Raw genomic sequence first — 7,548 nt, 5'->3', positions numbered from 1 at the left:
CACTCCCACGCATCGCGCCCCCTAGTTAAATCCTGATCCTAGAGAATCACGACACGAAACGCTTCGCTACCGACTTCTTCAACAGCCTGCTACACCTTCGACAAGGATGCGGACGGCAAGTCGGCCTGCAACGGCCCGTGTGCGACGAACTGGCCGGTGCTGAAGGCCGAGGCCAGCGACGCCGCGGGCGATGGCTACACCATCATCACGCGCGACGACGGCTCCAAGCAGTGGGCCTACAAGGGCAAGCCGCTCTACACCTTTGCCAAGGACCAGAAGCCCGGCGACACCACCGGCGACGGCTTCCTGAATGGTGCCTGGCATCTGGCGATGCCGTAACGTTCAGTATTTGACGACTGAGAAGGTCTCGTGCCCCGGACGCAGCGCAGCGCTACCCTGGCGATGCGAAGCATCGTCCTGTGGCGGTGCGCTGCAGAGCCGGGGCCCATCTCGCATCTGGATACGCGACCTGCTGGGTCCCGGCTCTGCGCAGCAGCGTTGCACGCTGCAGCGCGTCCGGGACACGAGCGCGTTCTTAGCGCAGCCCCTCATACACCATCATCCCGCGTGCGATCTGCAGCTTGCGGATCGCGCGCGGCAGTGATGCCGGCGATCGCACCTAACGTTTCGTCGGCAACGACGGTCGTGATCTCCTCGATCTCGCTGCGGCTGGCTTCGGTAAACAGCGCAGCAAAACTCTGGTCCTTGAGGTCGAGCCCTGCGAGCGCGCAAACGCGCGTGCCGGCGGGGGCAGCAGGCCGAGTTGCGGCAATCTCAAGTTGGCGCATGGATCGCAACAACTTCAACGATGCAAAATGCTGTTTGCGCCGCTCATCACGCGGTTCGAATTAAATCAAGCTGAGAGTCCGAAAGCGAACAGAAAGTTCGAGTCTCCTCGATCATAGTTGGCTTCGGCAGGGGCGAGAGCGGCACATCCGCCGCAGCATCCCATCGCCATGAAAGTAGGGGCACTGGTGTTCTGGTGCAGCACGCACCTGGACGCGTCGGGGAGTCTTCAATTCACTATCTGAAAGGATGAAAGCCCGTGAGTGATGCCGATGTGAAAGCCGACACGAATTCCGCGCCGCAGAACGGAGTGGCCAACGGAAGCACAAAGCTCCAGTTCGACGTACCGTTTTTCAACATCCAGACGATCTTCGGCAATCTCGTCGAACAAGGCGCAACGCGGGCCAAGGCAGATTTCGAGCAGATGAAGACGGCTTCCGAGGAGATCACCGAAGGTCTCTGCGATGCCTGCTCAACCAATGCCAAGCGTGCCGCCGACTACGGCACCAAGGTGATCGAAATATCTAACACCAATACAACCTCCGCGCTGGAATTCCTCTCCCAGCTTGCGGATGCGAGGTCGTTTGCGGATATCGTGAACCTCTCCAGCGCCCACGGTCGCAAGACCTTTGAAGCGGCCTCCGCCCAGAACCGGGAGCTTTGGGATCTGGCTCGGAAGGTCGCGACCGAGACCGCCGAGCCGATCAAGCAGAGTTTCAACCGGGTCTTGCGTAGGCCTGCTTGAATCGAAGCGACCCGCCGCGCGGATCGGCTGGACGAGCGTTTTCGCGAGAAGAGACGCCGTCCAGCCGGTGGCGGCCATCCCTCACTGTGAGGTGATGCCAAGCTGGAGGAAATCAGGATGGGTATGGTGATGATCAGGTGCCCGGAAACGGGAAGCGCTATTCCGACAGGCATCGAGATGGATCGCGAGAGGTTTCGATGCAGCGTCGTCTTCTTTTCGCGCACCTATTGCGGGATATGCGCGGCGACGCACGAGTGGTTCGCCAGGGAGGCCTGGGTCTACGAGGTCTTGGCGAACGGGAAGTCGGGGGGGCGGGGAGCCGTTCCGCGCCGGTGCGGCGTGAAGGAGCCTTGGAGCATCTTGCGAAACGATCCGATCGATCTTGCGGCTCATCACCTTGTAGCACTCGCATGCGGCGACTTCGAGCCGCCGCCTGTCGATCTCGATTTGGCCGCGCCGACTGGATTTCACGGCCCTCGACGTGCGAAGTGCGCTCACGACCTGCGTGACCGTGGTCCGCCGGACGCCGAGCAATTCCGACAACGTCTCCTGCGTCAAGTGAAGGACGTTACTGCCATCCGTCCGATCGTGAATGTGAAGTAGCCAGCGGGCGAGGCGCGCTTCGACCGAGTGCAGCGCATTGCAGGCCGCGACGTGCTGGAATTGCGTCAACATCGCCCTGATGAGAATCTGAACCGTACTTGCGAGGGCGGGACTACGTTCGAGCGCCGCCTGAAACCGTGCAGGCGAGATCTGCAGTGCGGTGCCGGCCACGCGGACAACCGCTTTCATAGGTGATCGGACCGGGCCGAGCGCCGTCAGGAGTCCGACGGCGCCCTCGTTGCCGATCATGGCGGTTGCGGCCGTCTGTCCGTTCGGCAATTCCATGATGAGGGCGATCGCGCCGCTGCAGGGGAAGTAAAGGTGTTCGATCCGGTCGTCCGATCGAAACAGGACTGCATCCTGCTGGAGTGGTACTTTGCGCAAATGTGGTGCAAGCAAAGCGAAGTCGGCCGGCGGTAACGCAGCTAACAGGCGATTACCAACTCTGGTTGCGTGCTCCATCACGGGAATCGTCCCTCGACGGAGGCTCGGCGGCTAGCAAACGCATCTTCTCCGGCCGAACCGCATTGCAGCGCAGACGTTTGCTACGGCAAAAGGAGCAAACTCACGTTGAGAGGTAAGGTTCCACTGACGGATAGCAAGCCCGCGCGCCGGTGTCGGGCCGGCGCGTCTGACCTCGTCAGACTTTCGCGCTGAAGATCGGAGCGGTGCGCTGGCGCCGCGCGCCCGACACAAGGGGGGCACTACCGCAGCCCCTCATACACCATCAGCCCGCGTGCGATCTGCAGCTTGCGGATCGCGCGCGGCAGCAATTTCTCCGGCTGGTGCAGATAGCGCCAGGAGGTGAGGGTGAAGGCTGAAAGCGCGCCGCATTCGTCGTCGAATGGCGCGAGCACGCCAGTGACACTCACCGGCGTGTGCGGGCGGGCGTTGAAGGGGAGCAGCAGAAGCTCGAGATGTGCCTTGCTGCCATCCTCGCGCGCCGCAGTGATGCCGGCGATCGCACCTAACGTCTCGTCGGCGACGACGGTTGTGATTTCCTCGATCTCGCTGCGGCTGGCTTCGGTAAACAGCGCTGCAAAACTCTGGTCCTTGAGGTCGAGCCCTGCCAGCGCGCAGACGCGCGTGCCGGCGACGCGGAACGGGAAGCCCAGGTTTTGCTCGCACGAGAGCACGAAGATGTCGCCGAGCAGGCCGCGAACGGCCGCCGGATCGATGTCGGCCCGGTCAGGGGCCCGCGCGGTGCCGCGCTTCTTGTCCCAATACGCGAAGAACTGGCGGCTCGACGGATGTTTCATGACTGAACGCTCACCCCGGGGGCAACCTCGCGGGACAAACCTGTCCCGCTTCAGCGCACCCGCGATCCCTTTGTTGTTTGTGCAGGAGGGGATTTGCAGCGTCCATGCCGCAGGCGCGTTTTCGGCGCTTCCGGGGCCGTCTTTGCGTCGTTAACGTTAAATTCACCATGACCTGAATTAGGCCAATGGCCTGCGGGCCTCACGCCCCGTCATTTCCGGATCGCGTTCCAGATCAGCCGGCAGTCGACGAGGCAGCCTTGCCGCGAAGCCGGTTCCACCAATGCTCTTTGACGGGTGGAACCGCTGGCTGTTCGTGGCATTAAGCAAGTGAGGCTGGATTCTGCAATCAAAAGTTGCGACAAATGAGTTATGAAATCGTCGGGTTGCGTTCTTGGCTTATGTGCGCCGCAGGGGCATTCGCTGCTTATTTTGCCCTCGCCACATGGCTTGATCTGAGCTTTGTCAACCCAGCGCCGACAGGGCGTCTGGTCGTCAAGCTGTTGCCTCCTTTCGCTCCGGTGGGAGGACATGCTTTCATCGCCGCGCCGATACCCGGTGATGCCGAAACGCTTTCCCGCCTGGGCGATGATCCCACGGTGTCTGACGATCGCCGCTCGCCTGTTGTACTGTTCGAAGATAAGCAGCCGCTCGGTCCGGCGCACTGCAACTTTCGCGAGATTAGCCAGCACGGTCTGGGGCACTACGCTCACTGGCGCGATCAAGGCATCATGTTCTCGACGAGCGACAACAGCGACCCGAACGAGAACCGCCGCAGCTATTGGGCCGTGGTGCGATCGGACTGATGCAGAGAGGTCCGGTGCACCGTGGCATCGGGGAGCCGCCTTTGCGTCGTTAACGTTAAATTAACTACGCGCTTTGCGCTGGTAGCACGCCTGCTAGGGTGACCGCGGTCGCAAGCCTCGCCGCTTTCAACCAGGTTCTCGGCGAGGCCTGTACACAGGCGTCAAACAGTTTGGTCACGGGCCGCGGGGAGGGGTGGGGATACACCTTCATTGCCTCTGGTACCGGAAGGCTGACACGGACGGGGAGGGCTTTTCCCAGGGCCCTCCCTTTTCCGTTTGTGCACTTGCACAGGGTGGGCAAAGGCGACTATCTCCAAGTAACGCTCCGAAAATGTAACGCTCCGATCGCGCCCTGAAAGCGAAGCTGCCTTGGATTCCCCGCAAGATTCCCCGCCGGACATGCCGGTCGTTAGCGAGGAGGCTCCGCGCGAGCCGATCCTGACGCTGCCTGTGGCGCTGACCGCCTATATCCTCCTGCTGGCGCTGATCCATCTGCGTGTGCTGCTGCCGCCGGATCTCGAGAACTGGACCATCGACGTCTTCGGCTTCATTCCGAAACGTTACGATTCCTCGCTGCTCAATCTGCAGATCCCCGGCGGAGCCGGCGCCAAGGTCTGGACTTTCGTCACCTATTCACTGCTGCACGCCAACTTGACCCATCTCGGTTTCAACGTGCTGTGGCTGCTGCCGTTCGGCAGCGCGCTGGCGCGCCGCTTCGGCGCTGTCAGGTTCTTCGTCTTCATGGCGGTGACGGCGGCGGCCGGCGCGCTCGCGCATCTCGTCACCCATGAGCATGCGGTGGCGCCGATGATCGGCGCCTCGGCCTCGGTGTCGGGCGCGATGGCGGCGGCGATCCGTTTTGCATTCGTCCGCGGCAGCTTCCTCTCGTTCAACCGTTCGGACGCCGATACCGCCGCAAAAGTTCCGGCCCTGCCGCTGTCGCGCGCGCTGCGCGACGGGCGCGTGGTCGCCTTCCTCGCGGTGTGGTTCGGCGTCAACATCATCTTCGGCGTTGGTGCGATCGGGGTCGACGCCGAAACCACGAGCGTCGCCTGGCAGGCGCATATCGGTGGCTTCTTCGCCGGCCTGTTGCTATTCGCCCTGTTCGATCCCGTGCCGCGCGTGCGAAACGATGCTGCGGATGCGTCATCACAGGACATTTCGAACCGTATTTGAAGCGGCGCTTGCGGCCCGGCCTGAATTCATCCATCATTCCCTGAAGAAAGTTCCGAAGCGGCAAGCCGCTAGAGCATGATCCGGACCCGAAGGGCCGCGTTAGCGCAAAGTGTGCTGCGGTTTGCCGAAAAGATCATGCTCAGGCATAACGGAATGCGTTGCTTCACATAGCGCCCGAGCCTGAAACCGGCGCTGAAACTGTTAGTTGAAGACTCGCGAACAAGTCCGGATCGCCAACAGGCGGCCGGGTCCGATTCCGGAGGCGACAATGACGGTACGTTCCATTCTCAACACCAAGGGCCACCAGATCATGAGCGTCGAGCCCGACGTCAAGCTGGCGGCCGCGATCAAGCTGCTCGGCGAGAAGAAGATCGGCGCAGTGCTGGTGATGAACCAGAGCCGGCTCGAAGGCATCCTGTCGGAGCGCGACATCGTGCGCGTGCTTGGCGAGCGCGGTGCTGGCGTGCTGGAGGAGCCGGTCTCTGAGGTCATGACCCGCAAGGTCGTGAGCTGCAAGGAGACCGACACGGTCGCCGAGCTCATGGAGACGATGACCACCGGCAAATTCCGCCATCTGCCGGTGATGGAGAACAACAAGGTGGTCGGCCTGATCTCCATCGGCGACATCGTCAAGCGCCGCGTCGAGGAATACGAGTCCGAGCAGGAAGCCCTGCGCGACTACATCAAGACGGCCTGACCGGCCGCGCTCGTCCGCCTTTACTCGTCGGCTTTGGGCGCGCTGCCCGCCGGCGCCGGCGCGAGCACCTCGATCGCCTCCTGGATCGACTCCAGCGCGCGCTCGGCGGCGCGGCTTCCGTGCGCGATCAGATCCTCGGCGCGATGGAAGTCGAACCAGCCGAAGTGGCCGACCCGCGGCGTGATCAACATATCAGGCGGATCGCCGGCGAGGCGGGCGCGCGTGATGCGATCCTGCATGATGTTGAAGGCATCGACCATCACCGAGGAGATGCCGGGCCGGCCGCCGCCGCCGAAGAACTCGCGCTTCATGGTCTTCTCGGGCGAGAAGAAGCGCGGGAAACGGCGCTTGGCCGTCGCCTCCTCGGCCGCGGGCGCGACCGGATCGGGCTTCGCGCCGTGCGAATAGATCGTCGTGGAATGGGTGAAGATGTCGCTGGAGAGATTTGCGGCGATGACGATTTCGGCGCCGAGCGCGCGGGCGGCTGAAACCGGCACCGGATTCACCAGGGTGCCGTCGACCAGCCAGCGGTCGCCGATCAGGATCGGCGAGAAGATGCCGGGCAGTGCATAGGAGGCGCGCATCGCATCGACCACGCGGCCGCGCGTCAGCCAGATCTCGTGGCCGGTACGGACCTCCGTCGCGACGGTGGCGAACTTGACGGAGAGGTCTTCGATCAGGGTCTGGCCGATCGCCTCCTCGAGCCGGGTTGCGAGCTTTTCGCCGCCGATCAGGCCGGAGCCGTTGAGGCGAATGTCGAGATAGCCGAGGATATTGCGCACGCCTTGCAGGCTGCGTCCCCATTCTTCCAGCGTGTCGAGCTGGCCGGCCGCATAGGCGCCGCCGACCACGGCGCCGATCGAGGTGCCGACCACGACATCAGGCACGATGCCGTTCGCAATCAGGGTTCTCAGGATTCCGATATGGGCAAAGCCGCGTGCCGCGCCGCCACCGAGTGCCAGGCCAATGACCGGCCGGCGGGTGGCGCCGAGGCCGACCTTCTCGCCATTCGAGCCGTTTGCGCTCCGACCCTTCAATATTTCCAGCACCGAAACCCTCCTACGCCAGGGCCAGCCCCAATCATCAGACTAGGCACCGTATTTGCGCTCCGCCAGAACCGGGGCGAAGCATGGTTTATGCCGCTTTGGGAAGGGCACGGGGCAGGAGTATGGCCATGGACGGTTGCCTCAGGACTAATCACGCAGGCGTCAACTAGGTTCCAAAGGACCGTATGTCCTGGGTTTTCCCAGGCTTGAATTTGCCGCGTTTTCGGTGAAAAGCAGGTGACATGACTCGCGGGGGTGACGGCATCATCGGATGGCGGCGCAGCGGCAGGCTGCTGCCGGCGCTGACCCTTGCCGCGTGCCTCATTATCCCGGGCCAAAACACCGCGCAGGCGCAGCTTTTCTCCGACCGCCCGCCGCCGGTGCCCCCGGCATCGGTCCCCGATCCCCGGCGGCGCCGTCAGCCTGGCGCCGC

At 63.1% G+C, this 7,548-nt stretch carries 9 protein-coding genes and 1 pseudogene; 6 read left to right on the top strand and 4 right to left on the bottom strand.

Annotation, left to right across the window (positions count from 1 at the left end; all coding sequences use genetic code 11):
* Nucleotides 1-45: 45 nt before the first annotated feature.
* Nucleotides 46-339, top strand: coding sequence for a COG4315 family predicted lipoprotein (locus tag AC629_RS42055; protein WP_502693111.1), 294 nt, complete (start codon nt 46-48; stop codon nt 337-339).
* Between the two features lie 209 nt (nt 340-548).
* Here the strand turns inward: AC629_RS42055 and AC629_RS42050 are convergent, their stop codons facing one another.
* Nucleotides 549-788, bottom strand: a complete 240-nt coding sequence (locus tag AC629_RS42050) for a PAS domain-containing protein (protein ID WP_084810515.1) — start codon at nt 786-788, stop codon at nt 549-551.
* A gap of 257 nt (nt 789-1,045) precedes the next feature.
* Here AC629_RS42050 and AC629_RS42045 point away from each other — a divergent pair, with 257 nt between their 5' ends.
* On the top strand, nt 1,046-1,531 hold the full coding sequence (locus AC629_RS42045; RefSeq protein WP_084810514.1) for a phasin: 486 nt from the start codon (nt 1,046-1,048) through the stop codon (nt 1,529-1,531).
* An 81-nt stretch (nt 1,532-1,612) separates the two neighbouring features.
* Here the strand turns inward: AC629_RS42045 and AC629_RS50845 are convergent, their stop codons facing one another.
* Nucleotides 1,613-2,596, bottom strand: a complete 984-nt coding sequence (locus AC629_RS50845; RefSeq protein WP_502693110.1) for a Crp/Fnr family transcriptional regulator — start codon at nt 2,594-2,596, stop codon at nt 1,613-1,615.
* Between the two features lie 242 nt (nt 2,597-2,838).
* Nucleotides 2,839-3,393 (bottom strand): PAS domain-containing protein, encoded by a 555-nt coding sequence (locus AC629_RS42035; RefSeq protein WP_084810513.1) that lies wholly within the window; start codon nt 3,391-3,393, stop codon nt 2,839-2,841.
* 362 nt (nt 3,394-3,755) lie between these two features.
* Between AC629_RS42035 and AC629_RS42030 the strand changes: the two genes are divergently transcribed.
* From AC629_RS42030 to AC629_RS42020, 3 genes are all read left to right on the top strand, one after another.
* Nucleotides 3,756-4,196: a hypothetical protein gene (locus AC629_RS42030; RefSeq protein WP_143199880.1), complete on the top strand. Its 441-nt coding sequence runs from the start codon at nt 3,756-3,758 to the stop codon at nt 4,194-4,196.
* A 399-nt stretch (nt 4,197-4,595) separates the two neighbouring features.
* Nucleotides 4,596-5,372: a rhomboid family intramembrane serine protease gene (locus AC629_RS42025; protein WP_245332175.1), complete on the top strand. Its 777-nt coding sequence runs from the start codon at nt 4,596-4,598 to the stop codon at nt 5,370-5,372.
* 268 nt (nt 5,373-5,640) lie between these two features.
* On the top strand, nt 5,641-6,069 hold the full coding sequence (locus AC629_RS42020) for a CBS domain-containing protein (RefSeq protein WP_084810510.1): 429 nt from the start codon (nt 5,641-5,643) through the stop codon (nt 6,067-6,069).
* 20 nt (nt 6,070-6,089) lie between these two features.
* Here AC629_RS42020 and AC629_RS42015 read toward each other — a convergent pair whose 3' ends face one another.
* Nucleotides 6,090-7,118, bottom strand: coding sequence for a patatin-like phospholipase family protein (locus tag AC629_RS42015; protein WP_084810509.1), 1,029 nt, complete (start codon nt 7,116-7,118; stop codon nt 6,090-6,092).
* A 239-nt stretch (nt 7,119-7,357) separates the two neighbouring features.
* Here AC629_RS42015 and AC629_RS42010 point away from each other — a divergent pair.
* Nucleotides 7,358-7,548: pseudogene (locus AC629_RS42010) on the top strand (hypothetical protein); the annotation flags it as partial.

The organism is Bradyrhizobium sp. NAS80.1, assembly GCF_001908205.1.
In the GTDB taxonomy this organism is placed as follows: domain Bacteria; phylum Pseudomonadota; class Alphaproteobacteria; order Rhizobiales; family Xanthobacteraceae; genus Bradyrhizobium.
This window is presented reverse-complemented; position numbering and strand designations above follow the sequence as displayed.

Bases quoted from the DNA above. Each gene is read 5' to 3' on its own strand.
- AC629_RS42020 (WP_084810510.1), top strand. From the start codon at position 5,641: ATGACGGTACGTTCCATTCTCAACACCAAGGGCCACCAGATCATGAGC.
- AC629_RS42050 (WP_084810515.1), bottom strand. From the start codon at position 788: ATGCGCCAACTTGAGATTGCCGCAACTCGGCCTGCTGCCCCCGCCGGC.
- AC629_RS42030 (WP_143199880.1), top strand. From the start codon at position 3,756: ATGAGTTATGAAATCGTCGGGTTGCGTTCTTGGCTTATGTGCGCCGCA.
- AC629_RS42025 (WP_245332175.1), top strand. From the start codon at position 4,596: ATGCCGGTCGTTAGCGAGGAGGCTCCGCGCGAGCCGATCCTGACGCTG.
- AC629_RS42035 (WP_084810513.1), bottom strand. From the start codon at position 3,393: ATGAAACATCCGTCGAGCCGCCAGTTCTTCGCGTATTGGGACAAGAAG.
- AC629_RS50845 (WP_502693110.1), bottom strand. From the start codon at position 2,596: ATGGAGCACGCAACCAGAGTTGGTAATCGCCTGTTAGCTGCGTTACCG.